Annotated in this window: 22 protein-coding genes and 2 tRNA genes; 9 read left to right on the plus strand and 15 right to left on the minus strand. The window is 54.3% G+C overall.

Features of this window, described 5'->3' with window-relative positions; translation table 11 throughout:
• Positions 1-194: 194 nt before the first annotated feature.
• Positions 195-650 carry a helix-turn-helix domain-containing protein gene (locus tag OEW58_11725; protein ID MDH5302021.1) on the minus strand — a complete coding sequence of 152 codons (456 nt, stop codon included), beginning with the start codon at positions 648-650 and terminating at the stop codon, positions 195-197.
• Positions 651-655: 5 nt separating this feature from the next.
• Positions 656-985, minus strand: a complete 330-nt coding sequence (locus OEW58_11730; protein ID MDH5302022.1) for a DUF4258 domain-containing protein — start codon at positions 983-985, stop codon at positions 656-658.
• 308 nt (positions 986-1,293) lie between these two features.
• On the opposite strand from OEW58_11730, the gene OEW58_11735 reads away from it, so the two are divergent.
• On the plus strand, positions 1,294-2,235 hold the full coding sequence (locus OEW58_11735; GenBank protein MDH5302023.1) for a carbohydrate kinase family protein: 942 nt from the start codon (positions 1,294-1,296) through the stop codon (positions 2,233-2,235).
• Positions 2,236-2,251: 16 nt separating this feature from the next.
• Entirely contained in the window at positions 2,252-4,174 is a 1,923-nt protein-coding gene (locus OEW58_11740) for an LTA synthase family protein (protein ID MDH5302024.1), read from the plus strand.
• Between the two features lie 50 nt (positions 4,175-4,224).
• Here the strand turns inward: OEW58_11740 and OEW58_11745 are convergent, their stop codons facing one another.
• Complete coding sequence (locus tag OEW58_11745) at positions 4,225-4,569, minus strand: histidine triad nucleotide-binding protein (GenBank protein ID MDH5302025.1); 345 nt, start codon at positions 4,567-4,569, stop codon at positions 4,225-4,227.
• Positions 4,570-4,719: 150 nt separating this feature from the next.
• Between OEW58_11745 and OEW58_11750 the strand changes: the two genes are divergently transcribed.
• Both OEW58_11750 and OEW58_11755 read left to right on the plus strand, forming a co-directional pair.
• Positions 4,720-5,433 carry an MgtC/SapB family protein gene (locus OEW58_11750; protein MDH5302026.1) on the plus strand — a complete coding sequence of 238 codons (714 nt, stop codon included), beginning with the start codon at positions 4,720-4,722 and terminating at the stop codon, positions 5,431-5,433.
• Positions 5,434-5,753: 320 nt separating this feature from the next.
• Positions 5,754-7,943: a primosomal protein N' gene (locus tag OEW58_11755; GenBank protein ID MDH5302027.1), complete on the plus strand. Its 2,190-nt coding sequence runs from the start codon at positions 5,754-5,756 to the stop codon at positions 7,941-7,943.
• A 103-nt stretch (positions 7,944-8,046) separates the two neighbouring features.
• On the opposite strand, the gene OEW58_11760 is transcribed toward OEW58_11755, so the two are convergent.
• From OEW58_11760 to OEW58_11800, 9 genes are all read right to left on the minus strand, one after another.
• Positions 8,047-8,123, minus strand: a tRNA-Met gene (locus OEW58_11760).
• Positions 8,124-8,211: 88 nt separating this feature from the next.
• Positions 8,212-9,303 (minus strand): redox-regulated ATPase YchF, encoded by a 1,092-nt coding sequence (ychF, locus tag OEW58_11765; protein ID MDH5302028.1) that lies wholly within the window; start codon positions 9,301-9,303, stop codon positions 8,212-8,214.
• 4 nt (positions 9,304-9,307) lie between these two features.
• On the minus strand, positions 9,308-9,880 hold the full coding sequence (gene pth / locus OEW58_11770; protein ID MDH5302029.1) for an aminoacyl-tRNA hydrolase: 573 nt from the start codon (positions 9,878-9,880) through the stop codon (positions 9,308-9,310).
• A 62-nt stretch (positions 9,881-9,942) separates the two neighbouring features.
• Complete coding sequence (locus OEW58_11775) at positions 9,943-10,614, minus strand: 50S ribosomal protein L25/general stress protein Ctc (protein MDH5302030.1); 672 nt, start codon at positions 10,612-10,614, stop codon at positions 9,943-9,945.
• Between the two features lie 87 nt (positions 10,615-10,701).
• Positions 10,702-11,655, minus strand: coding sequence for a ribose-phosphate diphosphokinase (locus OEW58_11780; protein ID MDH5302031.1), 954 nt, complete (start codon positions 11,653-11,655; stop codon positions 10,702-10,704).
• Between the two features lie 40 nt (positions 11,656-11,695).
• Positions 11,696-11,770: transfer RNA gene (locus OEW58_11785), tRNA-Gln, on the minus strand.
• Positions 11,771-11,787: 17 nt separating this feature from the next.
• Entirely contained in the window at positions 11,788-12,663 is an 876-nt protein-coding gene (gene ispE / locus OEW58_11790) for a 4-(cytidine 5'-diphospho)-2-C-methyl-D-erythritol kinase (protein ID MDH5302032.1), read from the minus strand.
• Positions 12,645-13,217: a lipoprotein insertase outer membrane protein LolB gene (lolB, locus tag OEW58_11795; GenBank protein MDH5302033.1), complete on the minus strand. Its 573-nt coding sequence runs from the start codon at positions 13,215-13,217 to the stop codon at positions 12,645-12,647. The genes ispE and lolB overlap by 19 nt, the downstream gene beginning before the upstream one ends.
• Complete coding sequence (locus OEW58_11800; GenBank protein MDH5302034.1) at positions 13,214-14,953, minus strand: tetratricopeptide repeat protein; 1,740 nt, start codon at positions 14,951-14,953, stop codon at positions 13,214-13,216. The genes lolB and OEW58_11800 overlap by 4 nt, the downstream gene beginning before the upstream one ends.
• Before the next feature lie 242 nt (positions 14,954-15,195).
• Here OEW58_11800 and hemA point away from each other — a divergent pair, with 242 nt between their 5' ends.
• Genes hemA through OEW58_11825 form a run of 5 tightly spaced genes read left to right on the plus strand, consistent with a single transcriptional unit; the run spans position 15,196 to position 19,450 of the window.
• Complete coding sequence (gene hemA / locus OEW58_11805; GenBank protein MDH5302035.1) at positions 15,196-16,458, plus strand: glutamyl-tRNA reductase; 1,263 nt, start codon at positions 15,196-15,198, stop codon at positions 16,456-16,458.
• Between the two features lie 4 nt (positions 16,459-16,462).
• Entirely contained in the window at positions 16,463-17,554 is a 1,092-nt protein-coding gene (prfA, locus tag OEW58_11810; GenBank protein MDH5302036.1) for a peptide chain release factor 1, read from the plus strand.
• A 5-nt stretch (positions 17,555-17,559) separates the two neighbouring features.
• Positions 17,560-18,405, plus strand: a complete 846-nt coding sequence (gene prmC / locus OEW58_11815; protein MDH5302037.1) for a peptide chain release factor N(5)-glutamine methyltransferase — start codon at positions 17,560-17,562, stop codon at positions 18,403-18,405.
• Positions 18,402-18,980 (plus strand): N-acetyltransferase, encoded by a 579-nt coding sequence (locus tag OEW58_11820; GenBank protein MDH5302038.1) that lies wholly within the window; start codon positions 18,402-18,404, stop codon positions 18,978-18,980. The genes prmC and OEW58_11820 overlap by 4 nt, the downstream gene beginning before the upstream one ends.
• A gap of 59 nt (positions 18,981-19,039) precedes the next feature.
• Positions 19,040-19,450 (plus strand): M67 family metallopeptidase, encoded by a 411-nt coding sequence (locus tag OEW58_11825; GenBank protein MDH5302039.1) that lies wholly within the window; start codon positions 19,040-19,042, stop codon positions 19,448-19,450.
• Between the two features lie 38 nt (positions 19,451-19,488).
• On the opposite strand, the gene OEW58_11830 is transcribed toward OEW58_11825, so the two are convergent.
• From OEW58_11830 to gatB, 3 genes are all read right to left on the minus strand, one after another.
• Entirely contained in the window at positions 19,489-21,063 is a 1,575-nt protein-coding gene (locus tag OEW58_11830; GenBank protein ID MDH5302040.1) for a DUF389 domain-containing protein, read from the minus strand.
• A gap of 167 nt (positions 21,064-21,230) precedes the next feature.
• Positions 21,231-22,103, minus strand: coding sequence for an Hsp33 family molecular chaperone HslO (gene hslO, locus OEW58_11835; protein ID MDH5302041.1), 873 nt, complete (start codon positions 22,101-22,103; stop codon positions 21,231-21,233).
• Positions 22,104-22,154: 51 nt separating this feature from the next.
• On the minus strand, positions 22,155-22,506 hold a 352-nt coding region (gatB, locus tag OEW58_11840; protein MDH5302042.1), incomplete at its 5' end, for an Asp-tRNA(Asn)/Glu-tRNA(Gln) amidotransferase GatCAB subunit B.

A 22,506-nucleotide genomic window follows, 5' to 3' on the forward strand; every position in this document is an offset into this window, starting at 1 on the left:
TCAAGGTCATGGTAGACACCTCTGTCCAAGGCATGATCATTCCTCTTTAGATTTCTCATGCCATCAGTCTAGATGTGTTACCTATGTCTCCGAACGCTTTGTAACCCATGTCCCCGGTTTGTACACGCGGCTCACCCTACCTGCTTTGATGCACCACGCAATAACTAAAAGGCATTGCGCCAAGTGATCCCCAATCAGGCCGCTGACACCCAGCCATTTTCTGTTTCCTCGAGGCTCATCCCATTTGAATAGATGTTTCTGTTGAATTTCCCGAGTCGCTCGATGAGTTCGCGAATAGATGAATTTCCCGTAACGTATTCCTGATAGATCATCCGCAGCAACCGTTCGGCTGGCTTTGTAATTTTGCCTCTGTGTTTTTCCCAGCCCCTAATGGTGTTTTCACTAACGCCAAGCATCGCTGCCAACTGCGCTTGGGGCATATCAAGTTCTTTTCGCAAAAAACGAATCTCGGCCCCACTGAGGTGAGGCTTATTTTGAACCAAATTCAAACCAATGGCTTTATGCAATCCCTCAACGTCATGTATTGCGACTCCATGACCATACGAGGTTTCTTTCATGACAAATCCGTTCCGTAACCAGATGTTACGGAGGCCGCAACTTGTATAGTGGTACATGTTTTCTTTTTTCATGGGGCTTAAGCTCCAAATACCGTAATTATCACTGCATAATTTCCAGCGTCGTCTTTTTCCAAAGCAACAACTACAGTAACTATCTCTCCGGCAGACATCACTTCCATCTTCATCTCCCAATTCCCTTTAATACTGGGAGCGGGACCCTCGATCACGCGGCCGTGCGTCAAACATCTCATCACCTGAATTCTTGAAATCTTGCGCTGTCGCATGCGCTTTTCCGCATGGGCCGTGAAAATCACCCTCGAGCTATCCTCAGCAATTTCTTTGATGAGTTTTCTCGCCCTGTCAGGGGTGATGTTGAAATCAACCACATTGGATTCTTTGCTGGCCAAGTCCCTTGTCCCTGATTATCGCCCCATACCGTCAATTATTGACGGTTTTAAGTACTCCTTCAAGCAGTCCCTCGCGTCAACACATCACTCAACGCATCGCACCAAACCAACAAACTCTTTAAAATACAATCAGATATAGTCACTTAAGCTTAGCCGCGGGGATTGAAAAAAGCGTCCCCATGATGATCAGCTGCCTCCCACTCCAAACCCCCAAGTGCACGCCCAAGCCCCTCCCTGTTTCATTTCCCCACCCGTACCCGTTACAATCCCCTCATTCCCAAAACAAATTCTCAGCACGGAGCAATTCAATGTCAGCACTGATCTGCGGCTCGTTCGCGTTTGATAACGTGATGGTCTTCCCCGATAAATTCAAAAACCACATCCTGCCTGACAAGACCCACATGATTAACGTGTCGTTTCTGGTGCCCGAGATGCGTCGCAGTTTTGGTGGTTGCGCTGGCAACATTGCCTACAACCTGAAATTGCTGGGTGGCAGCCCGCTGCCCATGGCCACCGTGGGTAACGATTTTGCCGAGTACCGCGCCTGGTTTGAGAAACACGGCATTTCCACCAAGCACGTCAAAGAAAAATCCGATAGCTACACCGCCCAGGCATTCATCACCACCGACATGGACGACAACCAGATCACTGCGTTTCATCCTGGTGCCATGGGCTATGCCCACGAAAACAGCGTGACCGACGCCAAGGGCGTGAAGATCGGCATCATTTCACCCGATGGTCGCGACGGCATGATTCTGCATGCCCGCGAGTTTGTCGAAGCCGGCATTCCGTTCATTTTCGATCCCGGTCAGGCGATGCCGATGTTTGACGGCGACGATCTGAAAGCCTTCATCGATCAGGCGACCTGGGTCACCGTCAATGATTATGAAGCGGAAATGATGTACGAGCGCACCGGCCTGAGCCCGCATGACATTGCCGAGCGCGTCGAAGCCTTCATCGTCACCCAGGGCAGCAAGGGTTCGCACATTTACACCAAAAAGCACCGCATCGAGATTCCCTGCGCCAAGGCAGCAGAACTGTCTGACCCCACCGGCTGTGGCGATGCCTACCGCGCTGGCCTGCTGTACGGTTTGATGCATGACCTGGACTGGGACACCACCGGCCGGATTGCCTCGCTGATCGGCGCGATCAAGATCGAAAGCCACGGCCCGCAGAACCATCGTTTCAGCCGCAAGGAATTTGGGGAACGATATGCCCGCGAGTTTGGTCACACATTAGCAACGTTCTGAGATTACACTTTCATTCATGACTAGGCTGTACCAAAAACTCGGCCCCCTGGCTCCCCTGGGGGCCTTCTTCGTTTTCTGCATTGCGTTTTTCGCCGTCAATCGTGCGGGCCTAAGCCTGTACTTTGCCGACGAGTTGCAGGGGATCGAACAACTGTGGCGGATTTATCCCATCGGTCTGCGCATGGACGCAGTGCTGCTAAGCGCGGCACTGCTGCTGCCGGCGCTGCTGATGCTGTTGTTGCCATTGTCCTGGCAGCGCCGCCTGCACGTGCCGCTGACGTTGTACTTCAGCGCCTGGGTGATGCTGATCATCGGCATGGAAGTGGTCACCGGGCCGTTCATGAACGAGTACACCAGCCGCCCCAATCAGCTTTTCTTCCAGTACTTCACCCATCCCAAGGAAGTACTGCTGACGGTGTGGGGCGAATATCCCGTCGCCCTGCCCATGCTCAGCCTGCTGTGGCTAGCATTTGGGGTGTTGTGCTGGCAAGCAGTGTCGCGACTGTTGCGGGCGCAACAGCCTTGGCCCGTGGTGCTGCGCCTGCTGGTGCTGCCGCTGCTGATCGTGCTGCTGATCATCGGCATGCGTTCGGGCATCAACAAGGCCACGCCGAATCCGGGACTGGCGGCGTTTTCCGGCAACCCTCTGGCCAACCAGTTGGGACTGAATTCCAGCTATTCGTTGCTGTACGCGCTGTACCGGCAGAATCAGGCGAGCATTATCGCGGACGAGCTGTACGGCAGCCTGCCGGATGAGGAAGTATTTACTCGCGTGCGCCGCGCCGCGCATATCGACGGCCCGCAGGATGCGACGCTGCCAACCCTGCACCAGCAGACGCCGGCCATTGCCCGCGACAAACCGCTCAATCTGGTGGTCATCATCATGGAAAGCATGGGCGCGGAATACATGGCCAGCCTGGGCGGCCTGCCGCTGACGCCGAATCTGGAAAAACTGGCCGAGCAGGGCACGCTGTTCAGTCAGCTCTACGCCACCGGCATCCGCACTTCGCGCGGCATGGAGGCGTTGCTCAGTGCCTATCCACCCACCACCTGGCACAGCACAATTCTGAAGCTGAACAAGTCACAGCAGAATTTTTTCACCATCGGCAGCCTGCTCAAACAACACGGCTACCACACCCGCTTCATCTACAGCGGCGAAAGTCATTTCGACAACATGCGCGGCTTCATGCTCAACAACGGTTTTGATGAAGTGCTCGACACCGCCGACTTCCCCGTCGATGCTGAACGCACCTCGTGGGGCGCATCGGACGAAGCGCTGTTCCGCTTTGCCAACGAAAAATTCAAACAAACGCCGCAGCCCTTCGCCAACGTGGTGCTGACCCTGACCAATCACGCGCCGTACGATTTCCCCGAAGGCAAAATCGACAACTACGATCAGCCACGGCAAAACCCGCACAACAGCGCCAAGTACGCGGATTATGCGCTGGGCAAGTTCTTCGAGCAGGCACAAAAAGAAGCCTATTTCGCCAACACTGTGTTCCTGCTGGTGGCCGATCACCCGATGCTGGTGCGCGCCACAGAACTGGTGCCCGTGCAAAAATACCAAATCGTCGGTCTGCTGCTCGGCCCCAACGTCCCCAAGCAGCGGTTGGACACTCTGTCTAGCCAAATCGACTTGCTGCCCACTGCACTGAGCGCCATGGGCCTGGAAAATCACAACCCGATGATAGGCCGCGACCTGTTGAGTCTGCCGGCCAATGATCCCGGTCGCGCCATCATGCAGTACGACAACAACCACGCCTATCAGGTGGGCGATCAGGTGGTGATCCACACCCCGGAAAATCCCGCGCAGCAGTTCCGCGTTGTCGGCGATCAACTGCAACCGGTGCCGCTGGACCCGGAACTGGCCAAGGACGCGCTGGCCCACGCGCTGTTCCCCGGCGCGGCCTACGAAAAACAGCTATACCGGCTGCCATAAAAAAAGCCCGGCGATGCCGGGCTTGATACGCACACTTTTTTTTCGATCGACTAGCCCGGCGGCCACTTCATCGCCCGCCCACCCAGCACATGCATATGGGTGTGGTACACCGTCTGGCCACCATCCTGATTGCAGTTAATCACGGTGCGATAACCACTGTCGGCAAAGCCTTCGGCCTTGGCCAGCTTTTGCGCGGTCAGCAGCATCTTGCCCAACACCATTTGATGCGCCTGATCAAAATCGTTCAGCGTCGCCACGTGCTCGGTGGGAATAATCAGCAGGTGCTTGGGTGCCTGGGGGCTGATGTCGCGAAATGCGACCACGTCATCGTCGCGATAAACTTCGTTCGCCGGAATTTTTCCGGCCACAATCTTACAAAACAAACAATCGGTCATTGTTCCTCCCGGTTCAGCTCAGGATTCGCGGCGCAGGGCCGTCAATATCCACAGAGCGATCAGTAATTTGGCTGGCGTGGTAGTATACGGCAGCTATTATGCATCGCATTGATTTACAGCACATCTTTACCTGCCATAGAAAAATTTGTCATGAATCTGGATATTTTTGGTCTCGACACAGAACTTGTCACCACCGCGTCACGTTTGCTGATCGCTCTGGCCGCTGGCGGCCTGATCGGCCTGGAACGCTCCTACAACGGTCGCCCTGCCGGTTTTCGCACTCACGCGCTGGTGTGCATGGCCTCGTCACTGCTGATGCTGCTGACGGTGTACCAGTGGGAGCTGCTCAAGGGCGTTCCCCTCGACACCATCCGCGTTGACCCTACCCGCATGGCGCAGGGCATCATGACCGGCATCGGTTTCTTGGGCGCCGGCGTCATCATGAAAGAGGCGCACACTATTCGCGGCCTGACCACCGCCGCTTCCATCTGGATCACTGCGGCCATTGGCGTGCTCATCGGCGTGGGTTTTTTCCTCGCCGCCGGCATTGCCACCGTACTGGCACTGGGCACCCTGTCAGCGTTCCGCTGGCTTGAATCCAAACTGCCGTCGCTGACCCTGGGCGCCCTGTCGGTGCAGACACTGCGCAAGTCGCAACTGACCGAAGACGAGATTCTCGAAATTGTCCGCTACCACAACATCGAGTCCAGCAGCCGCAGTTACCAACTGGAAAACGATGGCAAATCCATGCGCTACGAAATGCTGCTGCGCACCCGCCATGAGAAGAATTTCCGCCTGCTGGCCGAGACCCTCACCCAGATGGAGGAAATCCAGGCGTTCAGTGTCACGCCGCGCTCGCCATAATCATTTTTGTATCGAGCTTACAAAATTATTCACATTGAACTATTGACAACCCCAAGTGCGATTCGGACAACCTAAAAAAGCGGCTTTTTTTGCTCTGAAATTTTTTATTATTTAAAAACAACAAGTTAAGTTACAGCACAAATATTATACAATTTAATACCGCGCCTTGCGCTATGGCCACTTAGACGACTTTCCCCCACTTCATCCACATAGTTATCCACAGGCTTTGTGGATAAGCCGCTTTTGTCCAACAGCACAGCAAGTTACCCCGTTTTCGCAATGCGGTATGCGAAAAATCCGCTGCATGTTACAGTCGCGCGATGATCGTTCGCCTTGCCATTGCGACTCCGCTGCGTCGCCTGTTTGACTACCTGCCACCCCCAGGCCACCACCCGCTGCTGCAACCCGGCATGCGCGTCAGTGTTCCATTTGGTCGTCAGCAAAAAATCGGCGTGATTCTCTCGCTGGAACAAACCAGCGAAGTGCCTCGCGACAAACTCAAGGCCATCAGCCACGTCATCGACGAACAACCGCTGCTGCCAGCCAGCCACCTCGACTGGTTAAGCTGGCTCAGCAACTATTACCACCATTCGTTGGGCGACACGGTGTTCTCGGCGCTGCCCACCCTGCTGCGCCAGAATCATCCGGCCCAGGCCAAAACCATCAGCCTGTGGCAACTGACCACCGAGGGCCGTGACGCCCAAGTCGAACAGCTCAAGCGCGCGCCCAAGCAGGCCAGTCTGCTCAGTATTCTCCAGGCCGACTCTGCCGGCCAAAGCAGCGCGCTGCTGGACGAAAAAATTGATGGCTGGCGTCCGGCGATGAAAAAATTGCTGGAAAAAAACTGGGTGGTGGAAATTCAGCAAAGCAGCCTTGCCAGCCACGCCCACATCAGCGCGCAAGCGCCGCTGCGACTCAATCAGGAACAACACGCCGCCTGCGAAGCAGTGCGCGCCGGTCTGGGCAGTTATCACTGTTTTCTGCTTGATGGCGTGACCGGCAGCGGCAAAACCGAAGTCTATCTGCAAATCATCGAGCAAGTGCTTACTCGCGGCGAACAGGCGATGGTGCTGGTGCCAGAAATCGGCCTGACGCCACAACTGCTGGACCGTTTCATCCGTCGTTTTCCCCAGCCCATGGCGCTGCTGCACTCTGGCCTGAACGACACCGAACGACTCAACAACTGGCTGGCGGCGAAAAGCGGCGAAGCACGCATCATCATTGGCACCCGCTCGGCGATTTTCACCCCCCTGGCCAAACCCGGCATCATCATCATCGACGAAGAACATGATGCCTCGTTCAAACAAGGCGATGGCCTGCGCTACCACACCCGCGACATCGCGCTGGTGCGCGCCAATCGCCAGGGCATTCCGGTGCTGCTTGGCTCGGCCACGCCGTCACTGGAAAGTTTGTACAACTGCCAACAGAAACGCTTCACCCGCTTGCGACTGCAAAAGCGCGCCGGCCACGCTGCCGCCCCCGGCATCGAAACCCTGGACCTGCGCAACCAGCCCATGCTGGAAAACATCAGCCACGCGCTGTTGCGCGAAACCAAAAAACATCTTGAGCGCGGCAATCAGGTGCTGTTCTTTTTGAACCGGCGCGGCTTTGCGCCAACCCTGATTTGTCATCAGTGCGGCAACATCGAAATGTGCCGCCGCTGCGACACCCACATGACCCTGCACCAGCAGAGCAAACGTCTGTGCTGTCATCACTGCGGCAGCGAACGCCCCATTCCCCACCAGTGCCCAAGCTGTGGCGAACTGGACATCCGCCCCCAGGGCTTTGGCACCGAGCGGGTGGAAAAAGCGCTGGCGGAACATTTTGCCAACTACGAGGTGATCCGCATCGACCGCGACACCACCCGCCGCAAAGGTTCGTTTGAGGCGCTGCTGGACAAAGTGCATTCCGGTGCCGGCCAAATTTTGCTGGGCACGCAAATGCTGGCCAAAGGCCACGACTTCCCCAACGTCACGCTGGTCGGCATTCTCGACGCCGACGGCGGTTTGTTCAGCATGGATTTTCGCGCCACCGAACGCCTGGCGCAGCTCGTCACCCAGGTCGCTGGTCGCGCTGGTCGTGGCGACAAACCGGGCAAGGTCATCATCCAGACCCACCACCCGGAACATCCGCTGCTGACCACACTGATCCGCGACGGCTTCCACGCCTTCGCCGAAGCCGCGCTGGACGAACGCCGCCAGGCGCAGTTTCCGCCCTACCGCTTCGCCGCACTGATCCGCGCCGAAGCCACCGCGCAAGCCTTACCGATGGACGTGCTATCCGCGCTGCACACACTGAGTGAAAATCACAGCAAAGTAGAATTCCTCGGCCCGGTTCCCGCCGTGATCGAAAAGCGCGCCGGACGATTCCGCGCGCAACTATTGCTGATCGCCGAACACCGCCGCGACCTGCACGCACTGCTCGCGAAAATCATTCAGTTTCTGGAAAATCACAAAGACGCGAAAAAGGTGAGATGGAGCGTGGACGTGGATCCGCAGGATATGAGTTAACTCCCCAACCGTAGGGTGCGCCGCGCACCCTACGGAAAGACGTATGGGGAAAGGAAGTAGGGCATAAAAAAGCCCGACTCGTTAGAATCGGGCTTTTGGAATATGGTGGCTACACCGGGAATCGAACCTGGGACCCCATCATTATGAGTGATGTGCTCTAACCAGCTGAGCTATGTAGCCTTACCCCGTTGCGGGGAGTGCGCATTTTGCGGATTAGTGCCCCAAATGTCAACCCCGGGCGTCACTAAACCGACGGGAATTTAACCAGTTAGACGTTAAAGCGGAAGTGCATTACATCGCCGTCCTGTACGATGTATTCCTTGCCTTCCAGGCGCCATTTGCCGGCATCTTTGGCACCGTTTTCACCCTTGTATGCGACAAAATCTGCATAGGCAACCACTTCGGCGCGAATGAAGCCTTTCTCGAAATCGGTATGGATCACGCCGGCGGCCTGCGGTGCGGTGGCACCGATTTTCACCGTCCAGGCGCGAACTTCTTTGACGCCGGCGGTGAAGTAGGTTTGCAGTCCCAGCAACGAGTAGCCGGCGCGGATTACGCGATCCAGACCGGGTTCTTCCAGACCCAGGTCGGCGAGGAAGTCCTTTTTCGACGCATCATCCAGCTCGGCGATTTCGGCCTCGATGGCCGCACAGACTGGCACCACTGCCGCGCCTTCCTTCTCGGCCAGGGCGCGCACCTTGTCCAGCAGCGGGTTGTTCTGAAAACCGTCGTCGGCAACGTTGGCGATGTACATGGTAGGCTTGCTGGTCAGCAACTGGATTTCTTTCATCAGGACTTTTTCGTCCTCGCTGAATTCCAGCGCCCGGACTGGCTCGCCTTTATCCAACTGGGCTTTCAGCCGCTCGAACAGGGCCTGCTGTGCCTTGGCCTTTTTGTCGCCACTTTTGGCGATTTTGGCTACGCGCAGCAGACTTTTCTCCACGGATTCCATGTCTGCCAGCGCCAGTTCGGTGTTGATGATTTCGATGTCGCGCAATGGGTCGACCGAGCCGGAAACGTGGGTGATGTCGCCGTCTTCAAAGCAGCGCACCACGTGGGCAATGGCATTGGTTTCGCGGATATTGGCCAAAAACTTGTTACCCAGACCTTCACCCTTGGAGGCTCCGGCGACCAGTCCGGCGATGTCGACAAATTCCATGGTGGTGGGCAGCACGCGCTGCGGGTTGACGATGGCGGCCAGGGCATCCAGGCGCGCATCGGGCATGGGCACCACACCGACGTTGGGTTCGATGGTGCAGAACGGGTAGTTGGCGGCATCGATGCCGGCCTTGGTCAAGGCATTGAACAGCGTGGATTTACCCACATTAGGCAAACCGACGATTCCGCATTTAAATCCCATAACCTTACCCTTTTAACTTGGTGTGCAATTGATTCATGGCCTGTTGAAGTTCGCCGGCCAGCAACAGCGGCAATACGGCCAACACTTCTTTGATGCCTAATTCGATAGCGATTCTATCATCGGTTTGTGGCTTACCCAGCACATAACCGGTCACTTGACTGGCGTGCCCCGGATGGCCAATACCCATCCGCAGCCGCAGAAAATCTTTTTGATTGCCCATCTGGGCAATGATGTCGCGCAAACCGTTGTGGCCACCATGACCACCGCCGATTTTTAACCGCATGATACCTGGCGCAAAATCCATTTCATCATGGGCGACCAGAATGGATTCGAGCGGGATTTTGTAGAAATTCGCCAGCTTGGCCACGGACTGACCACTGCGATTCATGAAGGTCATGGGTTTGAGCAGGCGTACTTCGTGACTGCCGATCAGTATTCTGGCGGTGTCACCGTGGTACTTGCTGTCGGCCTGCAGACTTGCGCCGTGGGCGCGAGCGATTTCGTCAATAAGCCAAAACCCGGCATTGTGCCGGGTTTCCGCATATTCGGAGCCTGGATTTCCCAGGCCCACGATCATTTTGATGGGTGCAGTCACTGCTGTTCGCCTCTACGCCCAGAGTTTCAACACCCGTCAGGGTCTTACTTGTCGCCTTCAGCGTCAGAAGCATCTGCTGCATCAGAGATTTCGTCGCTCTCTTCTGCTTCAACTTCTTCAGCCGCTTCGGCTTCTTCGCCACGACGCTTGTGAACTGCAGCCACTGGCAAGTCATGATCTGCACCGTGAGACAGGGCAACAGAAGTCACACCCTTAGGCAATTTCAGATCAGAAATGTGCAGCACTTGCTCCATAGCCAGATTGCTTACGTCCACTTCGATGAACTCAGGCAGGTCTTTGGCAGCACAGCTGATGGCCAGATCTGACATGTTGTGAGTCAAGTGACCGCCGGCCTTCACGCCAACGCAGCCGTCTTCACCGATGAAGTGCAAAGGCACAACCATGTGAATAACGTCGTTGGGGTTAACGCGCTGCAAGTCAATGTGCGTTACCTTTGGCTTGTACGCATGACGCTGTACATCGCGCAAAATCGCTTTCTCAGTCTTGCCATCCACCTTCACGTTCAGGATTGAGGTGTAAAACGCCTCATGCTCCAAGCTGTGCAGGATTTTGTTGTGTTCCAGAGAAATCGATACAGCGTCCTTGTGGCCGCCGTAGATAACACCAGGGATTTTACCCGTCTGACGTAGGCGGCGGCTCGCACCTTTCCCCTCGTCAGTACGTACTGTAGCTTCAATTGTAAAGTCACCAGACATGGTTTCTTACTCCTCAAAACAGGGCCGCGACCAGCCCTCTTACAAAAAGCAACCCGATTCAGCTACGACCGGGTTGCACCAAAAAAATCAGTCAATAAACAGCGAACTCACCGATTCCTCGGTGTGGATACGGCGCATGGTTTCCGCCAGCATCTCGGCAATGCTCAATTGTCTTACCTTGCCGCAAGCGCGTACGGCATCGGTCAACGGAATCGTGTCCGTTACCACCAGCTCATCCAGCACGGAGTTGCTGAGGTTTTCCACTGCCTTGCCCGACAATACAGGGTGGGTACAATAGGCCAACACTTTTTTCGCGCCATGATCTTTCAACGCTTCGGCCGCTTTGCACAGCGTGCCGGCGGTATCGACCATGTCGTCAACCAGCACACAGGTGCGGTCACGTACATCACCAATGATGTGCATGACTTTCGCCACATTGGCTTGTGGCCGGCGTTTATCAATAATTGCCAAATCGGCATCACCCAGGCGCTTGGCCAGGGCGCGGGCACGGACTACGCCGCCCACGTCAGGTGACACAACCATCAGATCCGGGTGTTTCTGCCGCCAAATATCACCCAACAAAATGGGCGAAGCGTACACGTTATCCACCGGAATATCAAAAAAGCCTTGAATCTGATCCGCATGCAGGTCCACCGTCAGTACGCGACTGGTGCCCACGCTGGTGATCATGTTGGCTACCACCTTGGCGGTAATGGGAACGCGGGCAGAACGGGTACGTCTATCCTGACGGGAATAACCAAAATAAGGGATAACGGTAGTGACGCGACCAGCCGATGCGCGGCGCATGGCGTCAACCATCACCAGCAGTTCCATCAAATTATCATTGGTTGGTGCAGAAGTGGGCTGGACGATAAACACGTCCTTACCGCGGACATTGTCCAGGATTTCTACGCTGATCTCGCCATCACTGAAGGTACCTACCGCAGCACGACCTAGGGGCAGGTGGAGAAAGCGTGCAATATCTTGGGCTAACTGGGGATTGGCGGTCCCAGTGAACACCATCATGCGACGGTCAGGCACAGCATTGCACTCCTGAAAGTGTGTCTCGGCGTAAAGAAAATGGCTGGGCTGCTAGGATTCGAACCTAGGAATGCTGGAATCAAAATCCAGTGCCTTACCGCTTGGCGACAGCCCAACAGAACTCAGTTTGTCTCACACACCGTACAGATGGGTAGTATTCATACCTTTGGCGACGACAACTCGCCACCCCTGGGGCACCTGCCCTGCTACGGCTCTGGCTTCGCTTTCACTCTCGAATGGGGCGAACACACAGGCGCCAGTGCCTGTCATTCGTGCCTTGCCATGCTGTGCAAGCCAGTGAATTACCCGGGCCACCTCAGGATAACGTTGCTCAACCACCGGTTGGCATACATTCTCTGTGAGTGCCCCTGGAAAGTCGCGTATTCTGAGGATTTCTTTATCCCTTGTCAATTCCCGATCCGAAAAAATTTCTCCGGTATTGATGCTAACCGGTGGAATAATAAGCACATACCACGGTTCCGCAGGGGAAACGGGCGTTAATTGTTCACCTACACCTTCAGCCCAGGCCGCGTGGCCACGCACAAACACCGGCACGTCCGCGCCCAGCGCCAAACCCAGACTCGCCAACTGATCCACATCCAGGCCACAGCCCCACAATTTGTTCAGCGCAATCAACGTCGTCGCGGCATCCGAGCTACCTCCACCAATCCCGCCCCCCATGGGCAATCGCTTGTCGACGCGAATCGCCACTCCCTCCGGACCAGGGCAATGCTGGCGCAACAGTCTGGCGGCACGCACCACCAGATCACTGTCAGCCGGCACGCCGGCCAACTCGCTGTCGCGTGTTATTTCACCGCTCAGATTGGTACTGAAATAAAGGTAGTCACAAAAATCGATAAACTGAAACACCGTCTGCAACAAATGATAGCCATCGGTGCGCCGACCGGTGATGTGCAAAAACAGATTGATTTTGGCCGGAGCTGGCCAGGCGAACTGCGGATTGCGCCAATCCGCATCAACAACAGACTTCAATGACTCAACTCCCATTGATCTACCACCAGACGGACGCTGATCCCGTCATGCTGCAACAACATTTTGCTGGGTAAGGCTTGATCATTCACGGCCACATAGCGGCGGAAATCCACTCGCCAGCCAGATTGGTTCAAACGAACCAAACGTCCGTCCTGATCAAACTCCTGCTGATCAATCGGAGCCAGCGGCGCGACCTTTCCCTGCATCCAGTAACGCATTCCAGCAAAGGGTACGCGCCAACCGGTATGCTGCCACAACAGCAACTCAGCACTGCCGTCGTTTAACACTTTGTCCTCGGCCAGTTTTAGCTGTGCTGACCGATCATCTCCGCTCAACTGTACCGCGCCCTGACCCAACGGCCCCGACAACTGAATGAAATAGCCCTCACCCTGCTGCCGCCACTCGATGCCGCCACTCCATGATTCCTCATCATGACTTGCACCAAAGCGCCCGGTCATTTTCCAATATTCACCAGGCGGCAGCACTGACGCTGCCTGCGGCTGAATCACCACCGGCTGGGTTGCACACCCGGTCAGCGCCAACACAAACAGCCATCCCAGCCACTTCACTTTTTGATGAACCGTTTCACAGTCGCGCGCAATATCAGGTTTTCCGGAAACTGCTCCTGTGCCTTGTTCCAAACTTCTCGAGCTTTATCCTGCTGCCCGGCAACCCACAACACTTCACCGTAGTGCGCCATCACCTCGGCATCTTCAACCATGGAGTTTGCCTTGGCTAACATCTCCAGGGATTTGTTGTAGTCGCCCAAGCGGTAATACAGCCAGCCCATACTATCGATGATGGCCGGATCATTCGGTTCTTTGGCGTAGGCTTTTTCCAGCAGCTCGCGACCCTCGACAAGGTCTTTTGTCCGATCAATCAACGTATATCCCAGCGCGTTCAACGCAGCCACATTGTCTGGCTGGCGAACTAAAATCTTGCGCATGGTTGCGATGGAGTCATTCACCCGTCCCATGCGCTCGTCCACCAGTGCGTGCCCATAGAGCAAATCAATGTCATCAGGGAATTCCTTCAACCCCACCTCATAAACACGAGAGGCCTGCTTGAATTCCGAATAGCGACGCAGCAAATCGCCCTCAAACAAAATGCGCATCCGTTTTTCGTCAGCATTGCTCACCGGAATGCCGTGCAGGTGCTCAATGGCCTCCTCCAGACTTTTAGCCTTGGCCAACACCATTCCCAGCCGCAACTGGGCGTCCAGGTAAAACTCACCTTCACCGACGGAGGAATACCAATCCATTGCCTTTTCGTCATCGCCGCGCTGCTCGGCAATCTGACCCAGGTAGTACTTCACCTGGTCTTCACGTTTGCCGGTTTTCTCCAGCTGCTGCAAATAGCCTTCGGCCTCGTTGTAGTCCTTAAACTGCAGCGACAACATCGCCAGCGAGTACAGAACCTCTTCACTTTCCGGCAATTTGACTAACAACAACTCGTACTGACTGCGCGCATCGGCATACTGATTGTTTTCCACCAAGGCACGGGCATAGGCCAGGCGCACAGACTGCTTGTCCCTATGCTGCTCCAGGTATTTGCGAGTCAGGGTAATAGCCTCTTCCTTGCGGTGCAGGGTAAACAGAACTCGCAGACGTAGCAGCGCGCCTTCCTCCCAGTCTGGCGATATTTTCACCACCTGGTTCACGCGCTCCAGCGCCTGCTCTTTTTGATCCAGCCCCAAGTGCAGCGATGCCGCTACGTACAGGGCTTCGGGAACCTTGCTGTACTTTTCCAGCAGGGTATCCATCAATTCCATGGCCTGCTGCAGCGGCACTTCACGCTGGAACAGCGCACCCAGCTGCAAAAACGCCTGACCTAGCCGCTCCTTGTCCGTCTCCTTAAGAATTTTTTCCAGTTCGGCGGCCGCCAGGTTGTAGCGACCGGTGCGCAGATACAGCACCGACACCAACTGATTGGCTTCCGCATTCTCTTTGTCTTTGGCGCGCCAGATCAGCGCTGCATCCAACGCCTTCTGGTAGGCGCGCACGTAGTTACCCACCCGGGCAGCGCGCTCGGCGTAGTAAACGTCCTGGGTTTGCATCGCGACATGGTGGTAATAATCCAGCGCTATCTGCAATTGGCCTCGCTGTGCAGCGATTTCCGCCAGCATCGCCTCGTACATCAGATCTGCCTGATCAACCCCGGTCTTGAATGTACCCGGCGGTGGAATATTCTCTGGCAAACCGGCGGCGGAAATTTCTGCAGCATCCCGACCGCTGTGTCCCTGAGTTGCGCACGCAGACACAACGATGGTCATGGCCACCACCAATAGCTGCCGATAATTCTTCATCTCCCCCCCAGTGCATCTGATCGCCGCAAACATCGCCGTCTATACTAATATACCAGCTAACTGTTGGACAGCACTCAATAAATCCCCCCGCACACTACCTCCAGCAACAAAGAGCTCGCCCATATCCACTATTCCTCAGACATTAATCCTGGGCTAATTTTCCTGATAGAATATATGGCTCCTTGTATTCGGTCGCAGCTTCAAACAAAATAGCGGGTTCGGCAAATTTGATGTTTAACTTTATGCACTTACTGGCCTTTGGCGTAAATCACAAAACTGCACCGGTGGAAATACGCGAACGCGTATCTTTTTCCCCCGATCGCTTGAGCGAGGCATTGCAGCAATTGGTCGGCCAACCCAGCGTCAACGAAGCCGCCATTCTCTCAACGTGCAACCGGACTGAGTTATATTGCTGCCTGGAGTCTCCGGCGGCCATCGCTGCCGTGGAAGACTGGTTTTCCAGCTATCACAACCTCAAACTGCAGGATTTGAAGCCTTACCTCTACGTCCACCCAGACAAGGAGGCCGTTCGCCACCTGCTGCGCGTCGCCAGCGGTCTGGACTCGCTGGTACTGGGCGAACCGCAGATTCTTGGTCAGGTAAAGGATGCTTACCGCACCGCCACCGACGCCGGCACAGTGGGCACCACCTTAAATCGCCTTTGCCAGCACACGTTCAAAGTGGCCAAACAAGTGCGCACCGACACCGCCATCGGCGCCAGCCCGGTCTCTGTCGCCTTCGCTGCCGTCAGCCTGTCCAAACAGATTTTCAGCAATTTCCAGAAACACACCGCACTAATGATCGGTGCAGGCGAGACCATTGAGCTGGCTGCGCGCCACCTCAAGGAGCAAAACATTGGCCGGATGATCATCGCCAATCGCACCGTCGAGCGCGCACAAACCCTGGCGCAACAAGTGGGCGCCTACGCAATATCGCTCAACGAAATCCCCAATCATCTGGCTGAAGCGGACATCATTATTTCCTCCACCGCCAGCCCGCTGCCCATTTTGGGCAAAGGTGCGGTCGAAGCGGCGATCAAGGCGCGCAAACGCAAACCCATGCTGATGGTGGATATTGCGGTGCCACGCGACATCGAAAGTCAGGTCGGCGAATTGCCAGACGTGTACCTGTACACCGTCGATGATCTGCAAGACATCATTGAGGAAGGTCTGAAATCCCGTCGCGACGCAGCAGAACAAGCCGAAGAAATCATCGACACGCAAGTGTCAGATTTTATGAGCTGGATCAAAGCCCAGGAAAGCATCAACGTCGTTCGCAGTTACCGCGAAGCACTGGAAACCATCAAACAGCAAGAGCTGGAAAAAGCGCTGCAAATGCTGGCCAACAATAATCCCGAAGAGGTACTCAAGCGCCTGGCGCATAACCTCACCAACAAACTCGCGCATGCGCCCACCAAACGTCTGCGTGATGCCAGCATGAATGGCGATCGCCATATCCTGCAAGCCGCGCAGGAAATTTTTGACCTCAAAGACACAAACGAATAACCCCGTGAATCAAAACATCCTAGCGAAACTCGAAAAAATTTCTGAGCGCGTTGAAGAAATTAACGCTTTGCTCGCCGAACCATCCATCATTTCCAACAATAACAAGTTTCGCGAACTGTCGATGGAGCACGCGCAACTCACACCCGTTGCCGAAGCCTTTGGCCGCTACCGCAGCTGCCTGGCCGATCTGCAGTCTGCCGAACAAATGGCCAAGGAAGACGACGCCGAAATGCGCGCCCTGGCTCAGGACGAAATTAAAGCGCAAAAAGCCCGTCGCGAAGAACTGACGGTCGAGCTGCAAAAACTACTGCTGCCAAAAGATCCGTATGATGGCGCCAACGTATTTCTTGAAATTCGCGCCGGCACCGGCGGCGATGAAGCCGCTATTTTCTCCGGCGACTTATTCCGCATGTACTCCAAATACGCCGAGCGCAATCGCTGGAAAATTGAAGTTCTCAACGAAAGTCATGGCGAACATGGCGGCTACAAAGAAATCATTGTTCGCGTCAGCGGCAAGGATGTCTATTCACATTTAAAATTTGAATCAGGCGCACATCGAGTACAACGCGTGCCCGCTACCGAAACCCAAGGCCGGATTCACACCTCTGCCTGCACCGTGGCCATCCTGCCCGAGCCTGATGAAATCGAACAATTTGAAATCAATCCGGCAGATTTGAAGGTCGACACCTTTCGCGCTTCCGGTGCCGGTGGTCAGCACGTTAACAAAACCGATTCAGCCATCCGCATCACTCACCTTCCGACAGGCACCGTTGTAGAGTGTCAGGACGAACGCTCGCAACACAAAAATCGTTCGCGCGCCATGTCTATCCTGCAGGCTCGCTTGACCCAGGCCGAACGCGATCGTCAGGCAGCAGCGACTGCGGCAACACGTAAAAGCCTGGTCGGCAGCGGCGATCGTTCCGAGCGGATTCGCACCTACAATTATCCGCAAGGTCGCATCACCGATCACCGCATTAACGTCACTGTCTACAAACTTGAGTCGTTCATGGAAGGCGATATCGACATGATCATCGAGCCGCTCAACAACGAATATCAGGCAGAACAACTTACCGCGCTCAACGAGGGCGCACTGTAAGCATCATGCAGGCCGCACCAACACTTGCCTCGTGGACACACTGGGCAAGTGCGCAATTAGCAAACAGCGATTCGCCGCGACTGGATTGCGAATTATTGCTGTGTCATGTGCTGCACAAAGATCGCACCTACTTGCGCACCTGGCCGGAACAATCATTAACCGCCGACCAGCTTCAGCAACTCGCCGAACTGCTCGATCGTCGCCAACAAGGTGAACCCATCGCCTATCTGCTTGGCGAACAGGCATTCTGGACGCTCACGCTGCACGTCTCGCCGGCAGTATTAATTCCGCGTCCAGAAACTGAATTATTTATCGAAACAGCACTACAGTTATTGTCACCACAACAATCCTATCGCCTTGCGGACCTTGGCACCGGCAGTGGCGCCATTGCGCTGGCCCTGGCCAGTGAATTCACTCACAGCCAGGTTATCGCCGGCGATTTTTCTGCTGCTGCCGTAGCCATTGCTGAACATAATCGCCAGCAGCTACAGCTCGACAATTGCGGAATCCGCCTGGGCAGTTGGTTTGAAATTTTTACTGATGAGACCTTTGATTTAATCGCATCCAACCCACCCTATATCGACCAACATGATCCGCATTTACAAACCAGCGTGCGCCACTACGAGCCCGCCAGCGCGCTGTTCAGCGATCAACAAGGTTTCGCTGACCTGGAGTTCATCATTCGCACCGCACCAAACTATCTCAACCATAACGGCTGGCTGCTGCTCGAACACGGCTGGCAACAAGCGCCGGAGGTACGCCAGTTGATGCTGCAAAATCAATTCGGTGAAGTCGCCTCGATCAAAGATCTCGCTGGACATGAACGCCTGACACTGGGAAAAAAGCCATGACCAATCCGCAGCAAATTATTCGTGGCGCCGACATCGCCAAACATATCGAAGCCCTCGGCCAATTCCGCATTGATATATTTCGCGAATATCCGTATTTGTATGCCGGTGACATGAAGTACGAACGCGATTATCTGACACGCTATGCCCAATGCGAACACAGCATACTACTGCTTGAAAGTGACGAACACGGCATCAAGGCCGCGTGTACTGCGATGCCACTGAGCGCCGAGACTGAAGAATTTCGCGCACCATTTAGCCCCGCCGAACAACTGCTCTATTTTTACATTGGCGAACTAATGGTACGCAGTGATGCTCGCGGGCAACGACTTGGCAGTCAATTATTGGCGCAAATGATTCAATTAATTGAGGCCAGCGACTATCAACACCTGTGCTTGTACACCGTTGAACGCGCACCCGATCATCCCGCCAGACCAGACAACTACCATGCACCTGACACACTGTGGCAAAAATTTGGTTTTCGCCGCAATGGCAAACAGGTCAGCTTTGCCTGGAAAGACATTGGCGACGTCGCAAGCAGCCACAAACCAATGAACGTCTGGACACGAACTCCATAATCGAGCAAATTAGCGGTAGCAACACAACTTCCGCACTTACCACAACAAGAGATCCTGTCATGGACAACATCACACTTCCCAGACAACTTGTTAACCAAATCCTCGCACATGCCCAAAGCCAACCCAACGATGAGGTATGTGGCTTGATAGGCAGCCTGGATCGGATTCCGTACAGCACCTACCCCATCAAAAATGTTGCCTCGGATACACAAAACTTATACCGCATGGACCCTCGCGAACAAATTGATGCCATGCGCCACATGCGCGACTCCGGCGAGGAATTGTTTGCTATTTATCACTCACACCCTCACAGCGAAGCCTGCCCCTCTGCAACGGATTTGCGTGAAGCCACCTATCCCGATGCAATTTATCTCATCATTTCGCTGAACACTTTGGGCGTATTGGAAATTCGAGCGTTTCGTCTAAGGGAAAATCACACCACGGAAGTACACCTAGAGATCGAGCATTAACCCGGCGCTATGAGATAAACTTGCCGCCATCGCGGGCATCAACCAGCTTTAACTACAGGAATAATTTCCGGCTTCTGATACAAGCCAACTTCGACCCGACGCGAGTATTGCTCACCAAACTGTCGCTCTTCTTCGCGCACAACTGATGTCCGCGGCACGACACGAACATGGGTCGCGATTTTGTTCGCATTGAAATATTGCTCCACTGCCTGCGCACGTCGTATCGCCAAATTGCGATTGTGTCGAGTATTACCACCGCTGACATATCCATGAACTACCACTTCACGCACATCCCAGCGCTGCAACGCCCAAGCCGATACCGCCAGCTTCTCCTGCTCCTGCGAACTCGTATTCACCTGACCTTCCGCAAAATAAATATTGGGCAAGTGCTGCACTGCAGGAATCACATTCACAACCCACTCAGGAAAACGCTCCGCCAAACGCTGTTCAACCCTGCGCACCTCAGCCAATGACACGTCACTTTGCGGCTGCACATAAACAATGATCCGTTTTAGATCATCGTCCACCGCCAACGATTTAATTGGCAACAACAGACTCTGGCGCACACGCATTGATATTTCACTTTGGCGATTAGCTTTTGCCAACTGAGGTTGCTGCAGAGCCTGATGTAATACACTTTCCAGCAGTCGCTTCTGGCTTAATTCATCACCACCCAATATAACCTGATCAAGATTAACAACCACATCAACCTGTAGCGATTTTGTCAGCAAGTCAGTCAAATCATGCTTTGCCATTTCGTCATATGATGGCGCCAGTGCAACAATATCAACACTCACCCCACCACCATCAGTAAAATGCATTGAGAGCGTATCCAGGCGCTCATCCTTTTTTTCAAAATAATTGCTCACCAGCTTACGAGCACTTTGCGTTTGATAGGTTTGGTATGCAATTTCCTTGAGCGCAAATGCCAAGGGAATAGACAGTGTCAAAAACACCACAATGGTAATACCACTTTGCCACAACACATACCGTGGACTGTGCGCTGTCGCAAAACCATACCACTTGGCCAACATCGCCACACTCAGCGCAATGGCCAAAAGATTGGTCATGAACAGAAAAAAAGCGCCTCCGGCTATCGCCATGTCAAACACAGCCAAACCGTAACCTGCTACCGCCAACGGCGGCATCAATGCGGTCGCAATGGCAACACCAACAATGGCAGCGCCACGATTGTGAATAACGGCATAACCTGCCGCCAATCCAGACAGCACAGCAACGAGTAGATCAAATAAATTGGGATGGGTACGCGCAAGAATTTCACCTGTCGGCTCCACCAGCGGCGACAAAGTCACGATCAGAAACGATGCGAGCAAAGCCAGCACTGTCCCTGCCAGCATCGCCCGCAGACTCGATTTCATTTGAGTGTAATCAATCGTACACAGCGCGAAACCAAGCGAAACGATCGGCCCCATGAGTGGAGAAATCAGCATTGCACCGATAATGACCGCTGGAGAATTCAGCAACAAACCGAGGGTAGCGATACCGACGGAGATAATCACCATAAAGGTGTAGCGCGGATTGAAATGTCCTTCGCCATGCACATGCGAAAGCACATTGGCATAATCCAGATCACCGGCAAATCGTAGCAACATGCGCTTACGAAATTGCCGTATAGCACTGAAAACGCGATGCAAACGATAGGCTATCTTTTGCTCTCTGTTCGGCGATGGAGACTCAGAGATATCCATACCCCTCCTCACTCATGCCGGCAAGGGCGATCACCCATACCGGCACAAACTGCGACGCCTAATCGCAAAAACTAGTGTCGCGTTTTCGGCACATCCGGACTATTTGACGCAGCAAACAAGCCTTCTGCATCAACTGCGTCATACACATAAAGCTGGTTACAGAATTGGCAATTAACTTCGATATTGCCACGTTCTTCCAGTAGACTTTTAATTTCGCCATACCCCAGCGAACGCAACATGTTACCCACGCGATCTCGCGTACAAGAACAACGGAAACTTATGGGCTCTGCGTCATACAAGCGCAGGGTGTCTTCATGAAACAGGCGATGCAGAATTTCCTGAGCCGATAAATCTTTCAGCTCCGAGGATTCGATCGTATTGGCCAACTGTTTCAGCCGGTTCCAATCATCGGTTTCTTCCCCTTCTTCGCTTGGCAGTTTCTGCAGCAACATTCCCGTTGCCTGATCGCCATCAATTGCCAGCCACAGACGAGTATCAAGCTGTTCTGATTGACGCAAATATCCTTCGACCACCTTGGCAATACTGTCGCCTTCCAGAGCGACAATACCCTGGTAGCGCTCGCCATTGGCTAGTTCAATCGTAATCACCAGATTGCCGTCACCAAACATTTTCTTTAAATCGCCACGAAAATCTTCGCTTTGCCAGCGGGCAATTGCCCGCACTGTACGCGCAGCGGTCGCCTCAACCACCATCAGATTCACCGGGCCACTCCCCTGAATCTGCAAAGTCATGGAGCCATCGAATTTCAATGTTGATGACAGCAGCATACCCGCCGCCACCAATTGACCTAATTGATCTGCCACCTCTTTGGGATAGGTGTTTCGATCACAAATCGCCCGCCATGTCGCATCCAGATGCACAAACACGCCGCGCACCGGCAAATTTTCAAACATAAAACGACGTAGAATGTCGGTTTCTTTCACTGTACTTACCCAATTTCATCTCATTAAAAAGGCGGCAGTGCCGCCTTTTCATTAACCTTGTAGCATTTTCTTTAGCAGTTCATTTAACTGTGCTGGATTCGCTTTACCTTGCGAAGCCTTCATCACTTGCCCCACAAAGAAGCCGAACAATTTATCTTTACCGGAACGATATTGCGCAAGCTGCTCAGGATTGGCGTCGAACACATCCTGAATCACTTTTTCAATCGCGCCGGTATCTGTTACCTGCTTCAAACCCTGAGCATCAATGATTTGATCAGCATCACCTTCGCCATTCCACATCGCCTCAAACACAGTCTTGGCAATTTTGCCGGAGATGGTATTGTCCGCAATGCGCTTGATCATGCCACCCAGCATTTGCGCGCTGACTGGCGCATCTGGAATT

This window comes from Gammaproteobacteria bacterium (assembly GCA_029884425.1).
Classification (GTDB): domain Bacteria; phylum Pseudomonadota; class Gammaproteobacteria; order S012-40; family S012-40; genus JAOUHV01.

Bases quoted from the DNA above. Each gene is read 5' to 3' on its own strand.
- OEW58_11725 (MDH5302021.1), bottom strand. From the start codon at position 650: ATGAAAAAAGAAAACATGTACCACTATACAAGTTGCGGCCTCCGTAAC.
- OEW58_11735 (MDH5302023.1), top strand. From the start codon at position 1,294: ATGTCAGCACTGATCTGCGGCTCGTTCGCGTTTGATAACGTGATGGTC.
- OEW58_11740 (MDH5302024.1), top strand. From the start codon at position 2,252: ATGACTAGGCTGTACCAAAAACTCGGCCCCCTGGCTCCCCTGGGGGCC.
- OEW58_11745 (MDH5302025.1), bottom strand. From the start codon at position 4,569: ATGACCGATTGTTTGTTTTGTAAGATTGTGGCCGGAAAAATTCCGGCG.
- OEW58_11750 (MDH5302026.1), top strand. From the start codon at position 4,720: ATGAATCTGGATATTTTTGGTCTCGACACAGAACTTGTCACCACCGCG.
- OEW58_11755 (MDH5302027.1), top strand. From the start codon at position 5,754: ATGATCGTTCGCCTTGCCATTGCGACTCCGCTGCGTCGCCTGTTTGAC.
- ychF (MDH5302028.1), bottom strand. From the start codon at position 9,303: ATGGGATTTAAATGCGGAATCGTCGGTTTGCCTAATGTGGGTAAATCC.
- pth (MDH5302029.1), bottom strand. From the start codon at position 9,880: ATGATCGTGGGCCTGGGAAATCCAGGCTCCGAATATGCGGAAACCCGG.
- OEW58_11775 (MDH5302030.1), bottom strand. From the start codon at position 10,614: ATGTCTGGTGACTTTACAATTGAAGCTACAGTACGTACTGACGAGGGG.
- ispE (MDH5302032.1), bottom strand. From the start codon at position 12,663: ATGGGAGTTGAGTCATTGAAGTCTGTTGTTGATGCGGATTGGCGCAAT.
- OEW58_11800 (MDH5302034.1), bottom strand. From the start codon at position 14,953: ATGAAGAATTATCGGCAGCTATTGGTGGTGGCCATGACCATCGTTGTG.
- hemA (MDH5302035.1), top strand. From the start codon at position 15,196: ATGCACTTACTGGCCTTTGGCGTAAATCACAAAACTGCACCGGTGGAA.
- prmC (MDH5302037.1), top strand. From the start codon at position 17,560: ATGCAGGCCGCACCAACACTTGCCTCGTGGACACACTGGGCAAGTGCG.
- OEW58_11820 (MDH5302038.1), top strand. From the start codon at position 18,402: ATGACCAATCCGCAGCAAATTATTCGTGGCGCCGACATCGCCAAACAT.
- OEW58_11825 (MDH5302039.1), top strand. From the start codon at position 19,040: ATGGACAACATCACACTTCCCAGACAACTTGTTAACCAAATCCTCGCA.
- OEW58_11830 (MDH5302040.1), bottom strand. From the start codon at position 21,063: ATGTTGCTACGATTTGCCGGTGATCTGGATTATGCCAATGTGCTTTCG.